The following is a 20,181-nucleotide window of genomic DNA, read 5'->3' as shown; positions in this document are numbered from 1 at the left end:
TACGGCCCTGCTCCCGGGCTAGACGCTCTGGCAGATTAAAAGTAGCCGTACCTCTCGTAGTTGTACAAGGTGTGTACAAGGTTAGGGACCGCTGGATTCTTCATTGGATCCATACAGCTGTCAGAAGGTAGCCAGCCAGCACGTAGGGGACGAATGCCTGCTTGTCGCCCATGGCTTCGGTCAAGGCCTGGAGGCGTTTTTTCACCTTGGGGTTGAGCAGCGTCCACAAGCGCCTTCGGGTGGTCAGCCAGATCAACAGCGCGACCCCGGCCCCGATGAAGGTCCCGAGCACATGATCGGTGCCGGTGGCCAATGCCAGCGCGCCCATCAGTTTGACGTCATCGGCGCCGAAGTGGCCGAGCATGTAGCCGGGCAAGGTGAGCAGCATGACGATGGCCAGGCCCCAGCCTGCCGAACTGGGATCGGCGCCAAGCCAGGTGTGGCCGGTTGCGAACAGCCACAGCAGGGCCCCTACAGCTGCGCCCAGCGTCAACAGGTCCGGGAGCTGGCGCTGGCGCACATCCTGTTCGGTACACAAGGCAAGCCACAGAAGAAGAACAATGCTTTGCATCGACAGGTCGCCTTTCCTAGTAGATGAACACTTACCCGTTCAGTCAGGTTTCCTTAGTCAAGATAGACTGGAACCTGCATGACGGCCGTGTGCCGCGAGGAAAAGGCGTTGGGAGAATAGGTTTTGTCGCAGTCGTCGCCTGTCGCGGGGCTTCTGCCTGCACCCCGCTACGAGGCGGGATGCAGGCAGAGCGTGCCCCCGCTAGCGTTTGCTGCCAGGTGGATAGTTACCCAGTACCTGAGCCACCGTCTTCTGAATAGCCTCGTTGCGTTCCTGCGGGCTTGGTGGGTAGTTGTTCATGATCTGCTCGGCGCTGCCGCGCCAGACCAGCTTGCCATCGCGCCCATCAAGCAAGTCGACCTGGATAGTCGCGACCTTGTAGTCGACGCTGCGGGTTTCGTTGTACATCGGCCCACCCCAGTACCCTCCCCAATAGCCACCCCAACCGCCGCCGTAGTTGGTGGTGACCTGTTGCTGGCGCTGTTCCACGATCAGGTAGGTGCGCACGTTGAGGTCAGCACGCGCGCCAGGGGGCGCTGGGCGTAGGCCCCGCTGATCGAGCTGGTCGCTGACCGCCTGGCGGATGCGCTGCTCGGTCAGGTCGCTCTTGATGCGTGGATCGTCAGGACGATATTGCAGGCCGGGCTCCTGCCAGGCCCAGTTGCGGTAGGCGGCAAAATCACGACTCGCGTCGTAGTCCTGCTGCACGTTATGGCTTGAGCAGGCAGCCAGCAAGGCCGCAAACGACACGAGTAACAGGCGGCGCAACATGATGAATCTCCGTTAGGCGTTAACTGGGAGGATAGCCGCTGAGAGCCTTGCGCACGGCGTCGCGCACGGCATTTTCACGGTCCCGCGGTGAACCCTGGTCGTTGCCGCTTTCGGCACTTGCGCTCCAGATGGCCTGGCCGCTGCGGCTGTCGTACAGGTCGATGCGCACTACCATGACCTCAACCTGATAGGTGCGTACGACCGGAACACTGGCGTAACCCCCATAACCGCTGCGGTAACCGCCATAGCCCACGTTGCCGTAGGGCCCATAGTAAGGGTCGTAGCTGTCGTAGTCGCGCACTTGGCGCAGGCGTTTTTCCAGGCGGATATCGGCGCCGACGAGCAGATCACCAACGCCGCTGCGGGCGGGGCGCAAGCCCTGCTGATCGAGCGCTGCGGCCACGGCATCGGCCAGCTGTGCAGGGTCGGCATTGGCCGAGCCGCTGGGCAGACGCCCGTTACGCCAGCTCCAGCTGCGGTAGCGGCCGTAGTCCCTTGCAGGTGCGGGATAAGCGCTTGCGTCGAACGTGGTCGCTGCCTGAGGCGGGGCCGGTGGCAGTGGGCGGCTGCTGGCGACGTAGGGATTGGTCCCTTGGCACCCGGTCAGAACCAAAGCCAGCAGGGCCAGTGGCAACAGACGGTACGGCATGCTTGCTCCTCACGGCAGGTCAACGTGGGCGACAGACCCAATGCAGGTAACGGCCCAGGCCGGCAAAACTCGGATGGCGGCGGTGAGCGAGCTCCATTTCCAGCACGTCCAGCAGCTCGGCGCGGTCCTGGAATTCCTTGGGCATGTAGTCATGGAAAACACGTATGCCGCTTTCACTTTCGACCCGCCACAGAGGTTCAAGTTGCGCCCTGAGCGCCCGCGGATCAAGTGGTTTCTGCGGGGTAAGGCTCTGCTTTTCCCCTTCAAGGCGATTACTGCGAAGCTTGCGGAAATGGCCCTTGAGCAGGTTGCGGTAGACCAAGGCATCGCGGTTATAGAACGCCAGCGACAGCCAACCCCCGGGGGCTGTTAGTTGATGCAGAACGGGCAGGATACTTTCCGGCTCAGCCAGCCATTCGAGTACCGCGTGGCACACGACCACGTCGTAGGGCTCGGTCAGCTCACCCAGCAGCGCTTGCCAGGGCGCCTGGATGAACGTTGCCGCCTGGCCGGCCTCGGCAAAGCGGGCCCGTGCCCCTTCGAGCATGGGCTCGGCGGGTTCGGCCAGCGTAAGCTGGTGGCCGCGTTGGGCCAACCATAGCGCCATGTGCCCCAGGCCGGCACCGATATCGAGGATGCGCAATGGGCGATCCGGCAGGGCTTCGGCCAGGTCGGCCTGCAAGACTGCCAGCCGGATCGCCCCCTTTGCGCCACCGTAGATCTTCTCTGCAAAACGGGTGGCCAGTTCATCGAAATGACGGTCGTTCATCGTGCGAAGCGCCTTTCGCTGTCAGCCAGCTTGGCGCGGACCACCTGGTCCATGTCCAGCCCCAGTTCACTGCACAACAGCAACAAATAGAGCACGACATCGCCCACTTCCTGCCCGGCGTGGGCCAACTGTTCGGGTGGCAGGCGACGTGACTCGTCCTCGCTGAGCCACTGGAAGATTTCAACCAGCTCGGCCATTTCGACGCTGGCGGCCATGGCCAGGTTCTTTGGGCTGTGGAAACGTTGCCAGTCATTGGTATCGCGGATTTGATGCAGGCGTTGAGTCAGTTCTTGCAGGTTCATCGGGTTCTCCTCATGGCGCATAGCTTCCGCGCAGGGCCATTGCAAAGCAAGCTTCCCTGCACGGGGCGCAGCATGCGCCAGTCAGCCCTGCAAGCAGGCCCAGCGGCCGAGCATGTGTAACACGTCCGTCTGGCCGTCCAGGCGCAGCTCACCCACAGGGCCGACCTGGCTGGCGCTGAGCACCACCTCCGAGGGCAAACGCACGGGTTTTTGGAAGTCCACCTCGAACCGGTAGCCACTGTGAGGCAAGTGCCCGTGCAGCGCGGCCATGGCCATGGCCTTGCTCCACATGCCGTGGGCGATGGCGGTGGGGAAACCGAACAGCTGGGCGCTGGGTGCGCTGAGGTGAATGGGGTTGTAGTCGCCGCAGACCTTGGCATAACGACGGCCGATATCACTATCGGCATACCAGCGCGTGACTTCAGGCAAGTCGCTGGCCTGACCCTCGGCCGCCTCTGCCAGGTTGCCGTCGAGTTTCAACCCGCGCACGAGCATGCGGCTGGTTTCCCGCCAGAGCACGCCAATACCGTCCGCCGCCTCGGTGATCAGGTCGAAGGTTCCGCCTTTGGGGTGGGGCTGCAGGTTGTCGGCATGAACCGCCATGCGCAGCGACTCGATGCCCCCAAGCGGGCGGATGACATCGATGCGGTTGTGCAGGTGGACCAGGCCCAGCAACGGAAAGGGGAACTGCTCGGCGGTCATCAACTGCAGCTGCAGGTTGAACGCCATGATGTGCGGGTACGTAGCAGGCAGCCGGCCATCGTCGACGAAACGGCACAATTGCCGGTAGGCATGCAGTTGCTCAGGCTGAACCGCCAGGGTGCAGCGCAGCCCGTGCGTCGGCAATTGATCACCGCTGATGCGGCGTTTGCCCGCTGCGCGCAGGTACAGGCTGGCGCGGCTGGCGGGTTGATGCAGGTCGTGCCATTGTCGTTGCATGCTCAAGCCCCCATCAGTGCCTGGCCGCACACCCGCAGCACCTGGCCGTTAACGGCGCCAGAGCCAGGTTGGCTAAGCCAGGCGATGGCTTCGGCCACGTCCTGGGGCTTGCCGCCCTGGCCGAGCGAACTCAGGCGTCGCCCCGCTTCGCGCAAGCCCATGGGCATGGCGCCCGTCATATGGGTTTCAATGAAGCCAGGCGCCACTGCGTTGATGCTGATGCCTTGTTCGGCAAGCGTCGGTGCCCAGGCCTGGGCCAAGCCAATCAGTCCAGCCTTGCTGGCAGCGTAGTTGGATTGCCCCCGGTTGCCGGCGATACCACTGACCGAGGCCAACAGGGTGATGCGGGCGTCCTCGTGCAATGCGCCGTTATCGAGCAGGGCCTGGGTCAGCACCTGAGGAGCCTTGAGGTTCACCGCCAGTACGGCGTCCCAATATTCGGGAGTCATGTTCGCCAAGGTCTTGTCACGGGTGATACCTGCGTTGTGCACCAGGATGTCGAGGCCATCGGGCAATGCCGCCAGCAACTGCTCGGCAGCGTCACCGGCGCAGATGTCCAGGACCAGCGCCTTGCCACCCAGGCGCGCAGCGAGCGCCTGCAATTGCTCGCTGGCCGGGGGCACATCGAGCAGCAGCACATCGGCACCGTCGCGGGCCAGGGTTTCTGCAATGGCGGCGCCGATGCCGCGGGCAGCCCCAGTGATCAGCGCGCGCTTGCCGCTGAGCGGCCGTGTCCAGTCCTCGACCTGAGCCTGGCAGGGCTGTAGGCGCAGCACCTGGCCCGACACGAATGCGCTCTTGGGCGACAGGAAGAAGCGCAACGCGCCTTCGAGTTGAGATTCGGCGCCGTCACCCACGTACAGCAACTGGGCAGTAGCGCCGTTGCGCAGTTCCTTGGCCAGCGAACGGCTGAACCCTTCCAGGGCACGCTGGGCGACACTGGCCATCGGGTCGGCGACGGCCTCAGGCGGGCGACCCAAGACCACGATATGGGCGCAAGGCGCCAGGTTGCGCAGTAGCGGCTGGAAGAATTCGCGCAACTGCGTGAGCGCATCGCTGTCGGACAAGTGACTGGCATCGAACACTAACGCCTTGATCTTGGGGCCCAACCCAGCGACCCAGGGTTCGCACTGGAGGCCTTGGCCGTTGAAGCCGTAAACCGCGTCGGTCAACCGCGCTGCGAGTGTTTCGACCTGGCGTGCCAAGGGGCCGCCGCCAAGGACCAACGGCCCGTCCACTGGCCGCATGCGGCCCGCTTCCCAGCGCTCCAGGGTGGCTGGACGAGGCAGGCCAAGGCTGTCGACAAGTTTGCGGCCGAGGCTGGAGTTGGCAAAACCAAGGTAGCGATCGCTCATGGTGGGTCCTCCGAAAGCAAGTCTGACAGTGTGGACCAGGATTGTGGCCAGGTCGTTCGAATGCGGCAAAAACACCTAGGCTCTACGGATCAAATTGTTTCAGGAGGAACATGCGCATGCGCTCACTTCGCCGGGTCGCTATTTTGGGCGGCAACCGAATTCCATTCGCCCGTTCCAATGGTGCGTACGCCACAGCCAGCAACCAGGACATGCTGACTGCCGCACTCGAGGGGCTCATCGAACGTTACCGTCTGCACGGCCTGCGCCTTGGCGAGGTGGTGGCAGGCGCGGTACTCAAGCATGCCCGGGACATGAACCTGACGCGCGAGTGCGTGCTGGGTTCGCGCCTGTCGGCCTCGACCCCCGCCTATGACATTCAGCAGGCCTGCGGCACCGGGCTGGAAGCGGCATTGCTGGTGGCCAACAAGATTGCCCTCGGGCAGATCGACTGCGGCATTGCGGGCGGCGTCGACACCACGTCCGACGCACCCATCGCCGTGAGCGAAGGCCTGCGCCGGATGATGTTGCAAGCCAACCGGGGCAAGGCGCTGGGTGACCGCCTCAAGCCTTTCCTGGGCTTGCGGCCTCACCACCTCAAGCCTTCGCTGCCGCGCAACGGCGAGCCACGCACCGGGTTGTCGATGGGCGAGCACTGCGAACGCATGGCCAAAACCTGGTGCATTGGCCGGGTCGAGCAGGACGAATTGGCGCTGCGTAGCCATCAATGCCTGGCACGTGCCTACCAGGAAGGTTGGCAAGACGATTTGATGACCCCTTTTCGGTCGCTGACCCGGGACAACAACCTGCGTCCCGACCTGACGCTGGAGCAATTGGCCAAGCTCAAACCGGCCTTCGACCGCAGCGATGAGGGCACCTTGACGGCAGGCAATTCCACGCCATTGACCGATGGCGCCTCGCTGGTGTTGCTGGGAACCCAGGAGTGGGCAGACCAGCATGGCCTGTCGGTGCTCGCCTATCTGGTCGATGGCGAAACAGCCGCGGTGGATTTCGTCGATGGCCGCGAGGGCCTGCTGATGGCGCCCGTGTATGCGGTGCCGCGCTTGCTGGCCCGCAACAACCTGACGCTGCAGGATTTCGATTACTACGAGATCCATGAGGCATTCGCAGCCCAGGTGCTGTGCACCCTCAAGGCCTGGGAGGATGCCCAGTACTGCCGGGAGCGCCTTGGGCTGGATGCGCCGCTGGGGGCGATCGACCGTTCCCGGCTGAACGTGAAGGGCAGCTCACTTGGGGCAGGGCATCCATTTGCCGCCACCGGTGGGCGCATTCTGGTCAACTTGGCCAAGTTGCTGTCCACGGCGCCCCAAGGACGCGGCCTGATCTCGATCTGCGCCGCAGGCGGGCAGGGCGTTACGGTCATCGTCGAGCGGTGAGCGTCGGTATTCATCCGGCTGGGTGACCGAAGGTGCACATGGAGCCGGATAACGCCGAGGGCATTTAGGCTGGTAGGCTTGGCCGATCATCATGATAAGAAATCGCCATGCCTGCCATCGGACATCCTCGTCCCATTCCAACGCTCGATTGCCTGCCTCGACCGCTCTATGCACGCGCCGAGCGACTGGTGGCCGGCTCGTGGACGACGTCGCATCAACATGACTGGGTGCAGTTTTCCTATGCCATCAGTGGCGTACTGGGGGTGTATACCCAGGAAGGCAGCTACTTCGCCCCGCCGCAATGGGGCGTGTGGATACCGGCGCAGGCCGAGCATGCCGTGTCCAGTTCGATGCAGGCCGAAATGCGCAGCCTCTATATACGGCGCGATGCCTGCTCGTGGGCCGCGGAGCGTTGTCGTGTACTGGAAGTGACCCCCTTGGCCCGTGAGCTGATCAAGCAGTTCTGCCTATACCCTGCACATTACCCCGAAGGCGATAGCGCGCAGGCGCGCCTGGTCGCTGTGCTGCTTGACCAATTGCAGGCGTTGCCGGAAGTGGCGTTTTCGTTGCCGCTGCCACAAAACCCAGGCTTGCTTGCCCTGTGCAATGGCCTGATCGCTGCCCCGGATCAGCCGCAGACCTTGCAACAATGGGCGTGCGAACTGGGGTGTTCGGAAAAGACCCTGATGCGGCTGTTCCAGCGCGAGACTGGGTTGAGCTTTCGCAACTGGCGCCAGCGCATGCGCTTGCTGTCGTCCTTGACCGCGCTCGAGGCGGGGCACACGGTCACTGACGCGGCACTGGGCTGCGGGTACGACTCGACCTCCGCCTACATCGCCGCCTTCAAGCAGCTGTTCGGTGCCACGCCGGGCGAGTTGAAACTCTAGCGGCTTACCGGGTGCGGCGCTGCGCGAGCCCGTGAACGTGCAGGCCCGATGCTCGCGAAGCTCTTGCCGTCAGGTACGGAATCTGCGCACCAGTGAGTCCAGCTCGTTGGACAGGCCGGCGAGGCTTTCGGAGTCCTGGCGGGCGGCCTGGGCCAGTTCCGCCACCAGCTGGGCATCGCCGTGGATCTGGCTGATGTGCCGGTTGATGTCCTCGGCTACCTGGTGCTGCTCTTCGGCTGCCGTGGCGATCTGCGTGTTCATGTCACGGATCACGTCCACCGACTCGCGTATTTGCCCAAAGCTGTCGCGGGCCATGCCGATACGGCTCACCGATTGCTGCGAAACTTCGAGGCTGGCGTGCATTTGCGCCGCCACCTCGGCCGTGCGCCCGGCCAGGTTGCCCAGCAGGCCGTCGATTTCGGCCGTGGAGTCGGCGGTTCGCTTGGCCAGGGCACGTACTTCGTCGGCCACCACCGCGAACCCGCGCCCTTGCTCACCGGCACGGGCAGCTTCGATGGCGGCGTTGAGCGCCAGCAGGTTGGTCTGCTCGGCAATGGAGCGAATGGTGCCCAGGATCGACTGGATGGCGTTGCTGTCGCGCTCAAGCTGCTGGATCGACTGCGCTGACTGCTCGATCTCGTGGCTCAGGCGGTCGACGCTGCTGACGGCGGCATCGATCTGCTGCTGGCCTTCGCGCGCCTGCTGCTGGCCGCTGTCGGCCGACTGCGCCGCCTGGCTGCAGGAGCGCGCGACCTCGTTGGCAGTGGCGACCATTTCATGGAAGGCGGTGGACACCATGTCAACGGCCTCACGCTGGCGCCCGGCGGCCTCAGCCATGTCGCTGGACACGCGTGTCGAGCTGGTGGAGGTGTTGAGGATGTTGCCGGCTGCGGCGCTGATGTGCTGGATCAGGCTGCGAATGGCCCCCAGGAACTGGTTGAACCAGCTCGCCAGCTGGGCAGTTTCGTCACGGCCGCGGATTTCCAGGTTGCGGGTCAGGTCCCCTTCGCCCTGGGCGATGTCCTCAAGCCCATTGGTGACGCTGTTGATCGGGCGCACGATCAGTTTGGCGAACGTGGCACCCACGACGGCGAACACGGCAGCCAGTACCAGCGCGACGATCCCGATCAGCCAGGTCAGGCGGGTGGTGGTCTGCATCACCTCGCGTTGCTCGATCAGCCCGATCAGCGTCCAGCCCAGCTGTTCGTCCGGGTAGATATTGGCCATGTAGCGAACACCGTCCAGCTCGACCTCAGCCAGGCCCTTGCCGTGCTTGGCAAGCTCGGCGTAGCCGTCGCCGAAGCTCGCCAGTTGTTTGAAGTTGTGCGCAGTGTCCCGCGGGTCTACCAGGACATTGCCGTTGTTTTCGACCAGCAGCAGGTACCCGCTCTCGCCCAGCTTGATCTGCTTGACGATTTCGGTGAGGCCTTTGATGGAAACGTCGACGTTGACCACGCCGCCAGGGTTACCCAGCTGGTTGGCCACGGCACGTACGGTGCTGACCAGCACGGCATCGTCGGCGGCCCAGTAGTAGGCACCGGTGCGCAGGGTCTTGCCGGGGTTGGCCATGGCCAGCTGGTACCAAGGGCGTGTACGCGGATCGTAGTTGACGAACTTCTGCCCTGCCGGCCAGCCGACGTAGCCCCCGTCGGCGACCCCGTAGGAGAGGTAGGCATAGGCAGGATGGGCATTGGCCAGGCTGGTCATGAACGCCAGAATCTTGCTCGATTGCTCGCCCAGTTCGTAGGACGGCGTGGCGCTCATGTACTTGGTCAGTTCGTTGCCAGTGGCCGCCACCAAGGGTTGCGAGGCCATGTACTCCACGTTCTGGCTGATGCCTTGGAAGAAGATGTTCATCGCGTTGCTGACCTGACGGATTTCTCGGCTGCTGCTGTCGAGGAAGCCGTCCCTGGCCTCGCCGCGTAGGTTCAGTACCACCAAGGTGGCCACCAGCACGATGGGCAGGGCGGCGATGATCGCAAAGGCCCAGGTCAGTTTCTGTTTGATGCTCATCGGCGCTCCCGAATTATTGTTGTCGACACATGAGGCAGGTACCTAATGCATCGGCAGCAACCGAATTTTATGTAGGAAAACGCCCGTAAATATGGGGCGAAGTCGCTATTGATGCCTATTCGGTCGCGTTTGGACGGGTATGCCCTATGAGCTTGGTTGCGGGGCTGTCGGAAATGCTCAGCGGCAGCAGCGCCCCGGCGCTTCGTTGGCCAGTTCCTTGAGAATCGGACAGTCCGGGCGGTCATCGCCGTGGCAACTGGAAACCAGCTCGACCAGGGTGTCGCGCAGGCCAACCAGTTCCTCGATGCGCCTGTTCAACGCATCGATATGCTGGTTGGCCAGTGCCTTGACATCAGCACTGGCTCGCTGCCGGTCCTGCCACAAGGTGAGCAACTTGCCGACTTCTTCGAGGGAAAACCCCAGGTCGCGCGAGCGCTTGATGAAGGCCAGGGCATGCAGGTCCGCAGGTTGATAGATCCGATAGCCGCTGTCGCTGCGCAGGGCAGGCTTGAGCAGGCCGATGGATTCGTAATAGCGGATCATCTTGGTGCTGAGCCCGGTACGGGCTGCCGCTTGGCCGATGTTCATGGTGCCTCCTGATCCAGGGCGGGCTTCCAGGCCTTGAGCAACAGCGCATTGCTGACCACGCTGACGCTGGAGAGCGCCATGGCCGCGCCTGCCATGACCGGGTTGAGGTAACCGAAGGCAGCCAGCGGGATGCCGACGAGGTTGTAGATGAACGCCCAGAACAGGTTCTGGCGAATCTTCGCGTAGGTTCTACGGCTGATTTCAAGGGCTGCTGGCACCAGCCGCGGATCACCGCGCATCAGGGTGATGCCGGCGGCCTGCATGGCCACATCCGTGCCACCGCCCATGGCGATGCCGATGTCTGCAGCCGCCAACGCCGGTGCGTCGTTGACGCCATCGCCGACCATGGCAACGGCACCGCCTTGCTTGAGGGCCTCCACGGTGGCGGCCTTGTCCGCTGGCAGCACCTCGGCGTAGACATCGGTAATGCCGAGGGCGGCCGCCACGGCCATGGCGCTGCCCCGGTTGTCGCCAGTGAGCAGGTAGCTGCTGATGTGCTGATTGCGCAGGGTCTGGACCGCCTGATCGGCCCCGGGCTTGAGGCTGTCACCGAACGCGATCAGGCCAAGCACGTTGGGAGAGGTCCCGCTCTGGACGAGCCAGGACAAGGTGCGCCCCTGTGCTTCCCAGGCGTCAGCCGATGCGGCCAGTTCACCGGGCGCCAGGCCAAGGTCTTGCAGCAGGCGCCGATTGCCCAGTGCCAAGTCACGCCCATCGACACGTCCGGCAATGCCGCGACCGGTCAGGGACTGGCTGTCGGCCACCTCGGGCACACGCAGGCCACGGTCGGCGCAGGCGTCCAGCACAGCTTTGGCCAGCGGGTGTTCACTGCCGCGCTGAAGCGCGCCGGCCAATCGGTAAAGGTTGTCCGAATCGCCGTCCAGCGCTTGGCTATGCACCACTTTCGGGCTGCCGGAGGTGAGCGTACCTGTTTTATCGAATACGACGCGGTTGACGGCCTGCGCGCGTTCGAGTGCTTCTGCATCTTTGATGAGGATGCCGTGGCGTGCGGCAACGCCTGTGCCCGCCATGATCGCGGCCGGCGTTGCCAGCCCTAGCGCGCATGGGCAGGCGATGACCAGAACGGCCACTGCATTGATCACGGCGGTTTCAAACGGCGCACCGGCCAGCCACCATCCCAACAAGGTCATCGCGGCGAGTATCAGTACCGCCGGCACGAAGACCTGGCTGACTCGGTCGACCAGTTTCTGAATGGGAGCCTTGGCAGCCTGGGCGTCTTCGACCAGGCGGATGATGCGAGCCAGGACGGTCTCTGTGCCAAGCGCTTGCGTGCGGACCAGCAACCGACCCTCGCCGTTGATCGCACCCCCGGTGACGCTGTCTCCGGGTTGCTTGGTGACTGGCAGGCTTTCGCCGCTGATCAGGGCTTCATCGGCATGGCTGTGGCCGTCTTCGACGATGCCGTCGACCGGAAAACGTTCACCAGGCTTGACCATGACCAGGTCACCCACGCGCAGGTGGGTGATGGCGACCTCCTGCTCCACGCCATCGATGACCCTCAGCGCACGTTCGGGACGCAGCGCTTCCAGCGCGCGTATGGCACTGGCGGTCTGGCGCTTGGCACGGCTCTCCAGGTACTTGCCCAGCATGACCAGGGCGATGACCACTGCACTGGCTTCGAAGTAGAGGTGTGGTGTGGTACCCGATGGCGCGTTGGCCCATTGATAAAGACTCAAGCCGTAACCGGCACTGGTACCGAGGGCGACCAGCAGGTCCATGTTGCCGCTGCGCGCACGCACGGCTTTCCAGGCCGCCACATAGAAGCGGGCGCCCAGGATGAACTGCACCGGCGTTGCCAGCAGAAACTGCGCCCAGGCTGGCAGCATCCAGTGCAGGCCCAACGGTTGTACCAGCATGGGCAACACCAGGGGAAAAGCCAGCAGCAGCGCCGCGGCGACTGCAAGGCGTTCCCGGCGCAAGCGGCGCTGGGTCGTCGCCTGTTCACTATCGGATGCGTGCGGCAGGCTGGCGTGGTAACCGGCTTGCCCTATCGCATCGATCAGCGCCGCATCCTGCACGCCATCGAGGACGTCCAGGTGAGCACGTTCGTTGGCCAGATTGACGCTGACCTTGAGAACCCCCTGCACCTTGACCAGCGCACGCTCGACCCGCCCGACGCAGCTGGCGCAGGTCATGCCGGCGATCTGCAATTCAACGGTATGGCTGGGCACCGCGTAACCGGCTGAGTGTACAGCGTTGACCAGTGCATCCAGACTATCGGCCGGCGCCTGCACACGGGCCTGCTCGTTGGCAAGGTTGACGGTGACGTGTTCTGCGCCGGTGACCTTGCGCAAGGCACGTTCCACTCGGCCAGCGCAGCTGGCGCAGGTCATGCCGGAAACGGGCAGGTGATAAGTGACGGGCGTGGACATGATTTCCTCCTTGGGCACGCTGCCAGCATCAACCTTGCCATGCGGGGAAGGTCAATAGTCCAACGGCGTTCGCTTGAGCTCCATCCCATACTGGCCCATGGCGATGCGGTACTTGTTGATCTGCCCGGCTTGCAGGTTCAACCGGGTGCTACGTTGATCTTCAAGGCCCGGGGCGCAACCGGGTGTCTGCCCAGGCAGCAGGCGCAGGCGCACATCGACAGGGCCCGCAGGCAGGTTGAACGACGTGGACTGTTCCTGGAACAGGCGCCCCGACAGTTGATCGTTCAGGTAGACACCGATCTCGCAACTGGTGGCCACTTCAAGCCGTTCGCGGGAAATGATCAGCACGCTGTAGGCCGAGTTGTCTTCGGCGATGGCCGGCGGCACCGCCGCGAGCGCACCCAGCAGCCCGATGAAGCCCATTGCTGTCCTGAACATGAACACTCTCCTGCTTGCCTGTTTCAAAGTCGCAGCTTGGCCGAGGTGGACGCGAATTGCCACCTCCAGACACGCACGCTTGACCTTGCCCCCATGGCAAGCTTGAAACTCGCTGAAAACCCAGAGGAGGTATTCCCATGCACGTATTCTCGGTAGAAGGCATGACCTGTGGCCATTGCGTGAAGGCGGTTACCCAAGCCGTCCAGGCGCTTGATGGCGCTGCCAAGGTCGATGTGGACTTGGCAAAAAAGCAGGTCCGCGTCGACAGCAGTGCCAACCCGGCGCAGATACGGGCGGCCATCCAGGAAGAGGGTTACCAGGCCGAGATTGCATAAGCGCTCGAGCCAGGTAACGCGATTGTTGGATTGTTTTGCGCAGGACGGGGTCCACAGCAGGTAGAATGCGCAACTTCGTTAGCTTGCTATGGATTCCCGATGAACCTGCGAATGGTCCTTATCCTGGGCGCACTCAGTGCGTTCGGGCCTTTGGCGATCGACTTCTATCTGCCTGCCTTTCCGGCGATAGCCCAGGCGTTCGCCACTGATGAAAAACACGTCCAGACTACCCTGGCCGCCTACTTTCTCGGGCTGTCCATCGGGCAGTTGCTCTATGGCCCGGTGGCTGACCGTTTCGGTCGGCGCAAGCCATTGCTGTTCGGCGTGGCGCTTTTTACCCTGGCATCGCTGGCCTGCGCTTATGCGCCCAACCTGGACACCCTGATCCTGGCGCGCTTTGTCCAGGCACTGGGCGGCTGCGCGGGTATGGTGCTGTCGCGGGCGATCGTCAGCGACAAGTGCGACCCGGTGGCTTCGGCCAAAGTGTTCTCGCAACTGGTGCTGGTCATGGGTTTGGCGCCGATCCTTGCGCCCATGCTGGGCGGCGTGTTGGTCAACCACGTTGGGTGGCAGTTCATATTCCTGTCCCTGAGCCTGTTCAGTGCCGGCTGCCTGCTCGCCGTCAGCCTTGGGCTGCCTGAAAGCATGCCTGATCATATTCCCCGGCAGCCATTGTCAGGCGCTTTGCGTCAGTACCTGCGCCTGCTCGCCGACCGCGTGTTCCTGGGGCACGCCTTGACGGGCGGTATCGCCATTGCCGGCATGTTCGCCTACATCGCAGGCTCGCCGTTCGTGTTCATCAAGTTGTACGGGGTACCTGCCGAGCATTACGGCTGGTTCTTCGGTGCCAATGCTGCGGGGTTCATCCTGATGGCTCAAGTGAACGCCCGCCTGCTGGCCAAACGCGGGCCGGCCTGGCTGCTGACCCGGGCGGTATGGGTATACCTGGCAGCAGGCCTGACATTGCTGAGCATGGCGGCGATCAGGCCTGCAGCGCTCTGGCCGCTATTGGTACCACTGTTCGTATGCATCGCGAGCCTGGGTTTCATTCTGCCTAATGCCTCTGCATGCGCCATGAGCGGGCAGGGCGCTCGGGCGGGTAGCGCTTCTGCCTTGATGGGCTGCGTGCAGTTCAGTGTTGCCGCAGGGGCCGCGGCGTTGGTCGGTGTACTGCACGATGGCAGCGCGGTGCCCATGGCGCTGGTGATGAGCCTGTGCGGGGCGCTGGTGGTCACGGTTGCGCTGTTGACGCGGCGCCTGCAATCCAGGCGCTCGGTGTGAGGCATGAAGAACCTTCGATAGTACCTGCGCTATTTGGTGAAGACGGCTGTGGGCATCTTCCGAATTCGCAATAAGCGATATGCCTTGACTCATCCCATGCTGAGCGATTTTTTCTGTCAAACCGCCGAGATACAGGCTGTTTTGCGAACATGCCGCTGAAGAAGCCTCCTGCAAAGGGTAGCCCTACCCAGTGGCATTTTTGCGACAACCAGGCCCGGCAGTGGCGCCAGGGTGGCTCCAGGGGCGGCTTATACTGACGAGCCAGGCCAGCGCGAGCGAGGGCGTTCGTGGGCCAGGGTCGGCCATCGCATCTACACAGTGAATTTGCAGGGAGTCACAGGGACATGAACGCAGCCAGCAGCATCAGCCAGATCGCCAGCCTGATGGCCGACCCCAAGCGCAGTGCCATGTTATGGGCCTTGATCGATGGCACACCCCGCCTGGCCAATGAGTTGGCCATCATGACCGGGCTAAGCGCCTCATCGGCTTGTGCACACCTTTCGCTGCTTTCTTCAGCGGGTCTGCTTCGGCATGAGGCCCGGGGGCGCAAACGTTATTTCCGCCTGGCAACGCCTCAGGTGGGCGCCGCTGTGGAGGCCCTTGCCAGCGTGCAGCTCGAACAGGCAAGAAATCGTCATGCCCACACGCCGCGCCCTACATTGCCCATGTCCGTGCGACGCGCCAGACGGTGCGGCGATCACCTGGGCGGTGAGCTTGCGGCCGAACTCTACCACCGCCTGGTAGTGGCCGGATGGCTGGATGGTTGTGGGCGGCAGTTGGTGGTCAGCGATGAGGGGCGGGCGCAACTGGCTAGCCTCGGCGTATACATCGATGCGTTGGCACCGCATCAGCCCCGAGCATGCACGATGTGCCGCTGCACCGAGTGGCATGACATGGAGCCGCACCTGGGGGGCGTTCTGGGCCAGGCGCTGTTCCGCCTGTTCCTGCAATCGGGATGGATACGCGAGGCCGAGGATACCCGGGCGCTGCACATATCACCGCTGGGTATCCAGCAGATCAATCGCATCGCCCGGGTCGAGACGCTGCAGGTGGGCTGAGTGCGTCAGACCAGGCGCGCATCCAGGCTGTTCTGGGCAAGCCGGCGAGCCTGGTCTTGGGTCATTCCCAGATGAGTGTGCAGGGCATGGAAGTTTTCCGTCACGTAGCCCCCGAAATAGGCTGGGTCGTCTGAGTTGACGGTGACTTTTACGCCTTTTTCCAACATGTCGAGAATGTTGTGTTGGCTCATGTGGTCGAACACGCACAGCTTGGTGTTGGACAATGGGCACACGGTCAAGGGAATCTGCTCGTCGATGATGCGCTGCATCAGGCGCTCGTCTTCGATGGCGCGCACGCCGTGATCGATACGCTTGATCTGGAGCAGGTCCAGCGCTTGCCAGATGTACTCGGGCGGGCCTTCCTCGCCGGCATGGGCAACGGCCACAAAGCCTTCGCTGCGTGCCCTGTCGAACACACGTTGGAACTTGCTGGGTGGGTGGCCCATTTCGGAACTGTCCAGCCCAACGGCAATGAACGCATCGCGAAACGGCAGGGCCTGGTCCAACGTCTTTTGGGCTTCGTCTTCGCTCAGGTGGCGAAGGAAGCTCAGGATCAGGCCGCTGCTGATGCCCAACTGGTCACGGCCATCCTTGAGTGCCTGGTTGATGCCATTGAGCACCACTTCAAAAGGAATGCCGCGGTCGGTGTGTGTCTGTGGATCGAAGAAGGGCTCGGTGTGAATCACATTCTGCGCTTTGCAACGCTGCAGGTACGCCCATGTGAGGTCATAGAAGTCCTGTTCGGTGCGCAGAACGTCGGCACCCTGGTAGTACAGGTCGAGGAACTCCTGCAGGTTGTTGAAGGCGTACGCACCGCGCAACGTCTCGACATCAGCCCAGGGCAGGGCAATCTTGTTGCGCTCGGCCAGGGCGAACAGCAGCTCGGGTTCCAGGGAGCCTTCAAGGTGCAGGTGCAGTTCGGCCTTGGGCAGGGCGTTCAACCAGTCATACATATAAGGTGATCTCAATCAGGTACGGTTGCCGCCATTCTACAGGGCCAGGCCTGGCCGTGCGCCCCAATGGCGGCAACCTGCACAATCACCAGACCAAGGGTTCGCCCTTGTAGTTGATGAAGCGAAGGCCCGCCGTTCCACTTTGGGCCTTGATCTGCTCAAGCATGCCACGGGTGCTGGTCAGCACGTCGATCTCCGCGTTTTCTCCGCCCATGTCGGTTTTTACCCATCCTGGATGCATGGCCAATACGCACAGGTCATGGCGCGGCTGGGCCACCACAAAACTGTTGATCATGGAGTTCAGGGCAGCCTTGCTGGCCTTGTACAAGCAGATCTCCCCGCCATCAGGCACTGCGATACTGCCCAGAATGGAACTCATGAAGGCGAGTACACCGGTCTGTTCGCGTACATGTTCAACCAGACGGCGTGCGACACGAATCGGTGCAACGACATTGGTCATGAACAGATCACCAATTTCTTGGTGCGTAACTTTTTCCACATCCTGTGGGAGAGGGCCCATGACACCTGCGTTGATAAATACCAGGTCGAATAGCTGCCCGGTCAGGCGCTCAGCCAGGGTGTCGAGTTGGGCTGGGTCATTCATTTCCAGCTGTTCGATACGCACGCCCGGAACATCAGCTAGAGCGCCTGGTTCTTGCGGATTGCGTACTGTGGCAGTGACCTTCCACCCGTCTTCGTACAGGCGGTTGACCAGGCCCAATCCCAGGCCGCGTGAGGCCCCGATGATCAGAGCGGTTTTTGAATCGGCCATGAGCGTGCTCCATAGGGTTGTTAGAGCCTGTGAGCATAATTCATCGGACGCCTGGGTGTGCCCGGCCATTTGTGACGTTGCACTGCGTCGCCCTGCTGCTTGAAAAATGAGCAACCCTCGGCGCGGCCTTGTGCAACAGGTGCCCGGTCGTTTCACTCACGGGTTATCCACAGGCTGCTCCACAATTAATGTGTGCAAACCGCAGTCATCTGGCCGCATGACCGCCTGCGCATGGGGATAACTTGGGCTGGCTTAACTGAAACTGCCGATTTCGCAAACCTGGTCAAATTTTGAACAAGTCTAGCGAGGGGGCATGTTCATTGGGTTCTAGGCGTATGCCCCAAGCTTATCCACAGCCAGGCCCACAGTTGCTGTGGGCAACACTCAGCAACTTGCCAGCACGATTCGGCCGCGGCTCAGGTCTGCCAATTGTTGTTGCAGAGGCAGCCTGTGGACATCTTCGAAGGCAATCTTCAGGTCTACGCCGTTGGCGGTGAAGTGCTCTTCAAGCACCAGACCCTCAACGTCGGCGATCCGCAGTTTCACCAGAGCCAACTCGCTGAACGCACAACTGCAACTGAACTCGCTGCGCTGTACAAGCAGGCGCTTGGGTGCCTGTTGCAGACACTTGTTGGCGCCGCCGCCGTATGCCCTGGCCAATCCGCCGGTACCAAGCTGAATGCCACCGTACCAGCGGATGACCAGTACCACCACTTGATCGCAGTCCTGTGCCTCGATGGCTGACAGAATCGGGCGGCCGGCCGTGCCGCCGGGTTCGCCGTCGTCGCTGCTGCGGTATTGGGGCCCGATTTTCCATGCCCAGCAATTGTGGGTGGCGTCGAGGTCGCTGTGACGCTCGATGAAACTCATGGCATCGCTGGCACTGGCGATGGGCCCGGCCAGGGTAATGAAGCGGCTTTTGCGAATGTCCTCGCGGTATTCGCAGAGGTCGAGCAGGGTAGAAGGCATAAATGTCGGTCAGGCAACTGGCGCGATGCCGCATCCTTTGAGAATGATGTGGATAAGGTTGGTGCTGGCATCTTCCATATCTTGCTTGGTCAACCGGCTGCGACCGGTCACCTGGCAGATCTGCGTGGCAAAATCGGCGTAGTGCTGGGTACTGCCCCACAGCAGGAAGATCAGGTGGACCGGATCGACAGGGTCCATCTTGCCTGCATCCATCCAGGCTTGGAACACTGCCGCCCGGCCCCGGAACCACTCGCGGTAGTCAGCGCTGAAGTACTCGGTCAGGCAGGAGCCGCCGCTGATCACTTCCATGGCGAAGATTCGCGACGCCTGCGGATTGCGCCTTGAGAACTCCATCTTCGTGCGAATGTACCGGCTGAGCGCCTCGCCCGGGTCGTCCTCGACGCTCAAGGCGTTGAAGGTGCTGTCCCATAGCTCGATGATGTTGCTGAGTACGGCAATGTAAAGGCCCAGCTTGTTGGTGAAGTAATAATGCAGGTTGGCTTTGGGCAGCCCTGCCTTGAGGGCGATGGTGTTCATGCTGGTGCCCTTGAAGCCATGACGGGCGAACTCGTCTTCGGCGGCCTTGATGATGGCCTGTTCATTTTTCTGTCGGATACGGCCTGCGGGTTTGCCGGAGGCGGATAGGCGGTGCGCAGGGACTTCTAATGTCATGAACGATTCCGTGCAGGGGGATGGCTGCGTCTGTAGGACAAGATTACCTTCCCACGGCAAAGTAACAAGCATTGGCGGCAGAGAGTGGCATCAACGTGTCGCAGCCAGACTTTCCAGAAAACTCTCAAGCACCAGGTTGGGCCGTCTGCCTTTTCGCGTCACCCAGCTCAAGCTCAGGTCATAGAAGCGTTGCTGAGGCTTGAGCGCTCGTAGTCGTCCTTGCTGGACCCAGAGCGCAGCGTAGTGATCAGGCAGGTAACCCATGTAGCGCCCTGTCAGGATCAGGAACGCCATGCCTTCGCGATCCGACGCGCTGGCCGTGCAGTTGAGCACCTGGTAGTGCGCCTGGATTTCGGCAGGCAAGCGGAAGGTCGGGGCAATGGCCTCCTGGCGATTGAGGCGTTCATCGTCGAGCAGATCGTCATCGGCGTAGAACAGCGGATGACCGACGGCGCAGTACAGCAGCGAGCGTTCGCTATACAGCGGTTGATATTCCAACCCCGACAACGGGCTGGTCTGGGGGACGACGCCCACATGCAGGCTGCCATCGAGTACACCGTGCTCCACCTGGCTGGGTGCGATCATACGGATCTGGATGCGCACGTCCGGACCCCGGTCCTTGAGTTCAGCCAGCGCATGGGTAATGCGCATGTGAGGCAAGGTGACGAGGTTGTCGGTCAGGCCGATGTTCAACTCGCCGCGCAGATGCTGGTGCAGGCCGTTGACTTCGGTACGGAAGGTTTCCAGCGCGCTGAGCAGTTGCAGCGCCGAGTGATAGACCTCTCGGCCTTCCTCGGTCAGCGAGAACCCTGCACGCCCGCGCTGGCACAAGCGCAAGCCCAGACGCTGTTCAAGATCGTTCATCTGCTGACTGATAGCCGATCGCCCGATACCCAGCACGTTTTCTGCGGCGGAAAACCCGCCACATTCCACCACGCTGCGGTAGATTTTCAGCAGGCGAATATCGAAGTCGCTGACTTGTGCAAGCGGATCGGGGCGTCGGCTCATCAGTTTAGTCGTGGCCTGTGTAAAGGTTAGAAATGCAGGCTTTTTCAGACTTTATCGCCGTGCC

The 20,181-nt window shown here is 62.5% G+C and carries 21 protein-coding genes and 1 pseudogene; 5 read left to right on the top strand and 17 right to left on the bottom strand.

Annotated elements, in window-relative coordinates; all coding sequences use genetic code 11:
* Positions 1 to 100: 100 nt before the first annotated feature.
* The 7 genes from CWR53_RS19575 to CWR53_RS19545 form a co-directional block, all read right to left on the bottom strand.
* Positions 101 to 571, bottom strand: coding sequence for an A24 family peptidase (locus tag CWR53_RS19575; protein WP_100852303.1), 471 nt, complete (start codon positions 569 to 571; stop codon positions 101 to 103).
* Between the two features lie 201 nt (positions 572 to 772).
* Positions 773 to 1,342 (bottom strand): DUF4136 domain-containing protein, encoded by a 570-nt coding sequence (locus tag CWR53_RS19570; RefSeq protein ID WP_058605281.1) that lies wholly within the window; start codon positions 1,340 to 1,342, stop codon positions 773 to 775.
* A 19-nt stretch (positions 1,343 to 1,361) separates the two neighbouring features.
* Complete coding sequence (locus CWR53_RS19565) at positions 1,362 to 1,991, bottom strand: DUF4136 domain-containing protein (RefSeq protein WP_100852302.1); 630 nt, start codon at positions 1,989 to 1,991, stop codon at positions 1,362 to 1,364.
* A gap of 19 nt (positions 1,992 to 2,010) precedes the next feature.
* Complete coding sequence (locus CWR53_RS19560; RefSeq protein ID WP_100852301.1) at positions 2,011 to 2,760, bottom strand: methyltransferase domain-containing protein; 750 nt, start codon at positions 2,758 to 2,760, stop codon at positions 2,011 to 2,013.
* Complete coding sequence (locus CWR53_RS19555) at positions 2,757 to 3,062, bottom strand: MazG-like family protein (protein ID WP_023535180.1); 306 nt, start codon at positions 3,060 to 3,062, stop codon at positions 2,757 to 2,759. Before CWR53_RS19555 ends, CWR53_RS19560 begins: the two co-directional genes overlap by 4 nt.
* Before the next feature lie 81 nt (positions 3,063 to 3,143).
* Positions 3,144 to 4,001: a MaoC/PaaZ C-terminal domain-containing protein gene (locus tag CWR53_RS19550; protein ID WP_100852300.1), complete on the bottom strand. Its 858-nt coding sequence runs from the start codon at positions 3,999 to 4,001 to the stop codon at positions 3,144 to 3,146.
* Between the two features lie 2 nt (positions 4,002 to 4,003).
* A complete protein-coding gene (locus CWR53_RS19545; protein WP_100852299.1) occupies positions 4,004 to 5,356 on the bottom strand; it encodes a 3-oxoacyl-ACP reductase in 1,353 nt (450 codons plus the stop codon).
* A gap of 116 nt (positions 5,357 to 5,472) precedes the next feature.
* On the opposite strand from CWR53_RS19545, the gene CWR53_RS19540 reads away from it, so the two are divergent.
* Both CWR53_RS19540 and CWR53_RS19535 read left to right on the top strand, forming a co-directional pair.
* Positions 5,473 to 6,750, top strand: a complete 1,278-nt coding sequence (locus CWR53_RS19540; RefSeq protein ID WP_100852684.1) for an acetyl-CoA C-acetyltransferase — start codon at positions 5,473 to 5,475, stop codon at positions 6,748 to 6,750.
* 107 nt (positions 6,751 to 6,857) lie between these two features.
* Positions 6,858 to 7,637 carry a helix-turn-helix transcriptional regulator gene (locus tag CWR53_RS19535; protein ID WP_100852298.1) on the top strand — a complete coding sequence of 260 codons (780 nt, stop codon included), beginning with the start codon at positions 6,858 to 6,860 and terminating at the stop codon, positions 7,635 to 7,637.
* A gap of 69 nt (positions 7,638 to 7,706) precedes the next feature.
* Here the strand turns inward: CWR53_RS19535 and CWR53_RS23615 are convergent, their stop codons facing one another.
* From CWR53_RS23615 to CWR53_RS19515, 5 genes and pseudogenes are all read right to left on the bottom strand, one after another.
* Complete coding sequence (locus CWR53_RS23615; protein WP_375335505.1) at positions 7,707 to 8,411, bottom strand: methyl-accepting chemotaxis protein; 705 nt, start codon at positions 8,409 to 8,411, stop codon at positions 7,707 to 7,709.
* 201 nt (positions 8,412 to 8,612) lie between these two features.
* Positions 8,613 to 9,452: pseudogene (locus tag CWR53_RS23610) on the bottom strand (cache domain-containing protein); the annotation flags it as partial.
* A gap of 375 nt (positions 9,453 to 9,827) precedes the next feature.
* Complete coding sequence (gene cueR / locus CWR53_RS19525) at positions 9,828 to 10,238, bottom strand: Cu(I)-responsive transcriptional regulator (protein ID WP_100852297.1); 411 nt, start codon at positions 10,236 to 10,238, stop codon at positions 9,828 to 9,830.
* Positions 10,235 to 12,631 (bottom strand): heavy metal translocating P-type ATPase, encoded by a 2,397-nt coding sequence (locus CWR53_RS19520; RefSeq protein ID WP_100852296.1) that lies wholly within the window; start codon positions 12,629 to 12,631, stop codon positions 10,235 to 10,237. Before CWR53_RS19520 ends, cueR begins: the two co-directional genes overlap by 4 nt.
* Before the next feature lie 51 nt (positions 12,632 to 12,682).
* A complete protein-coding gene (locus CWR53_RS19515; protein ID WP_058638394.1) occupies positions 12,683 to 13,069 on the bottom strand; it encodes a hypothetical protein in 387 nt (128 codons plus the stop codon).
* A 137-nt stretch (positions 13,070 to 13,206) separates the two neighbouring features.
* On the opposite strand from CWR53_RS19515, the gene CWR53_RS19510 reads away from it, so the two are divergent.
* The 3 genes from CWR53_RS19510 (at position 13,207) to CWR53_RS19500 (ending at position 15,743) form a co-directional block, all read left to right on the top strand.
* Positions 13,207 to 13,404, top strand: coding sequence for a heavy-metal-associated domain-containing protein (locus CWR53_RS19510; RefSeq protein WP_058638393.1), 198 nt, complete (start codon positions 13,207 to 13,209; stop codon positions 13,402 to 13,404).
* Between the two features lie 99 nt (positions 13,405 to 13,503).
* Positions 13,504 to 14,685 (top strand): multidrug effflux MFS transporter, encoded by a 1,182-nt coding sequence (locus CWR53_RS19505; protein ID WP_100852295.1) that lies wholly within the window; start codon positions 13,504 to 13,506, stop codon positions 14,683 to 14,685.
* A gap of 344 nt (positions 14,686 to 15,029) precedes the next feature.
* A complete protein-coding gene (locus CWR53_RS19500) occupies positions 15,030 to 15,743 on the top strand; it encodes a helix-turn-helix transcriptional regulator (protein ID WP_058605269.1) in 714 nt (237 codons plus the stop codon).
* Positions 15,744 to 15,748: 5 nt separating this feature from the next.
* Here the strand turns inward: CWR53_RS19500 and CWR53_RS19495 are convergent, their stop codons facing one another.
* The 5 genes from CWR53_RS19495 to CWR53_RS19475 all read right to left on the bottom strand — a co-directional run bounded on the left by CWR53_RS19495 (position 15,749) and on the right by CWR53_RS19475 (position 20,120).
* Entirely contained in the window at positions 15,749 to 16,696 is a 948-nt protein-coding gene (locus tag CWR53_RS19495) for an adenosine deaminase (RefSeq protein WP_058605268.1), read from the bottom strand.
* Positions 16,697 to 16,781: 85 nt separating this feature from the next.
* Positions 16,782 to 17,468 (bottom strand): SDR family oxidoreductase, encoded by a 687-nt coding sequence (locus CWR53_RS19490; RefSeq protein ID WP_100852294.1) that lies wholly within the window; start codon positions 17,466 to 17,468, stop codon positions 16,782 to 16,784.
* Between the two features lie 384 nt (positions 17,469 to 17,852).
* Entirely contained in the window at positions 17,853 to 18,437 is a 585-nt protein-coding gene (locus CWR53_RS19485) for a YigZ family protein (protein WP_100852293.1), read from the bottom strand.
* 9 nt (positions 18,438 to 18,446) lie between these two features.
* Positions 18,447 to 19,109 carry a TetR/AcrR family transcriptional regulator gene (locus CWR53_RS19480; protein ID WP_023535181.1) on the bottom strand — a complete coding sequence of 221 codons (663 nt, stop codon included), beginning with the start codon at positions 19,107 to 19,109 and terminating at the stop codon, positions 18,447 to 18,449.
* 90 nt (positions 19,110 to 19,199) lie between these two features.
* Positions 19,200 to 20,120 (bottom strand): LysR family transcriptional regulator, encoded by a 921-nt coding sequence (locus CWR53_RS19475; protein ID WP_178091277.1) that lies wholly within the window; start codon positions 20,118 to 20,120, stop codon positions 19,200 to 19,202.
* Positions 20,121 to 20,181: the final 61 nt, after the last annotated feature.

This window comes from Pseudomonas sp. SGAir0191 (assembly GCF_002812565.2).
Lineage (GTDB): Bacteria > Pseudomonadota > Gammaproteobacteria > Pseudomonadales > Pseudomonadaceae > Aquipseudomonas > Aquipseudomonas parafulva_B.
This window is presented reverse-complemented; position numbering and strand designations above follow the sequence as displayed.

Bases quoted from the DNA above. Each gene is read 5' to 3' on its own strand.
- CWR53_RS19520 (WP_100852296.1), bottom strand. From the start codon at position 12,631: ATGTCCACGCCCGTCACTTATCACCTGCCCGTTTCCGGCATGACCTGC.
- CWR53_RS19560 (WP_100852301.1), bottom strand. From the start codon at position 2,760: ATGAACGACCGTCATTTCGATGAACTGGCCACCCGTTTTGCAGAGAAG.
- CWR53_RS19535 (WP_100852298.1), top strand. From the start codon at position 6,858: ATGCCTGCCATCGGACATCCTCGTCCCATTCCAACGCTCGATTGCCTG.
- cueR (WP_100852297.1), bottom strand. From the start codon at position 10,238: ATGAACATCGGCCAAGCGGCAGCCCGTACCGGGCTCAGCACCAAGATG.
- CWR53_RS19500 (WP_058605269.1), top strand. From the start codon at position 15,030: ATGAACGCAGCCAGCAGCATCAGCCAGATCGCCAGCCTGATGGCCGAC.
- CWR53_RS19545 (WP_100852299.1), bottom strand. From the start codon at position 5,356: ATGAGCGATCGCTACCTTGGTTTTGCCAACTCCAGCCTCGGCCGCAAA.
- CWR53_RS19555 (WP_023535180.1), bottom strand. From the start codon at position 3,062: ATGAACCTGCAAGAACTGACTCAACGCCTGCATCAAATCCGCGATACC.
- CWR53_RS19550 (WP_100852300.1), bottom strand. From the start codon at position 4,001: ATGCAACGACAATGGCACGACCTGCATCAACCCGCCAGCCGCGCCAGC.
- CWR53_RS19495 (WP_058605268.1), bottom strand. From the start codon at position 16,696: ATGTATGACTGGTTGAACGCCCTGCCCAAGGCCGAACTGCACCTGCAC.
- CWR53_RS23615 (WP_375335505.1), bottom strand. From the start codon at position 8,411: ATGGTCGCCACTGCCAACGAGGTCGCGCGCTCCTGCAGCCAGGCGGCG.
- CWR53_RS19540 (WP_100852684.1), top strand. From the start codon at position 5,473: ATGCGCTCACTTCGCCGGGTCGCTATTTTGGGCGGCAACCGAATTCCA.
- CWR53_RS19480 (WP_023535181.1), bottom strand. From the start codon at position 19,109: ATGACATTAGAAGTCCCTGCGCACCGCCTATCCGCCTCCGGCAAACCC.
- CWR53_RS19490 (WP_100852294.1), bottom strand. From the start codon at position 17,468: ATGGCCGATTCAAAAACCGCTCTGATCATCGGGGCCTCACGCGGCCTG.
- CWR53_RS19570 (WP_058605281.1), bottom strand. From the start codon at position 1,342: ATGTTGCGCCGCCTGTTACTCGTGTCGTTTGCGGCCTTGCTGGCTGCC.
- CWR53_RS19515 (WP_058638394.1), bottom strand. From the start codon at position 13,069: ATGTTCAGGACAGCAATGGGCTTCATCGGGCTGCTGGGTGCGCTCGCG.
- CWR53_RS19565 (WP_100852302.1), bottom strand. From the start codon at position 1,991: ATGCCGTACCGTCTGTTGCCACTGGCCCTGCTGGCTTTGGTTCTGACC.
- CWR53_RS19505 (WP_100852295.1), top strand. From the start codon at position 13,504: ATGAACCTGCGAATGGTCCTTATCCTGGGCGCACTCAGTGCGTTCGGG.
- CWR53_RS19575 (WP_100852303.1), bottom strand. From the start codon at position 571: ATGCAAAGCATTGTTCTTCTTCTGTGGCTTGCCTTGTGTACCGAACAG.
- CWR53_RS19485 (WP_100852293.1), bottom strand. From the start codon at position 18,437: ATGCCTTCTACCCTGCTCGACCTCTGCGAATACCGCGAGGACATTCGC.
- CWR53_RS19510 (WP_058638393.1), top strand. From the start codon at position 13,207: ATGCACGTATTCTCGGTAGAAGGCATGACCTGTGGCCATTGCGTGAAG.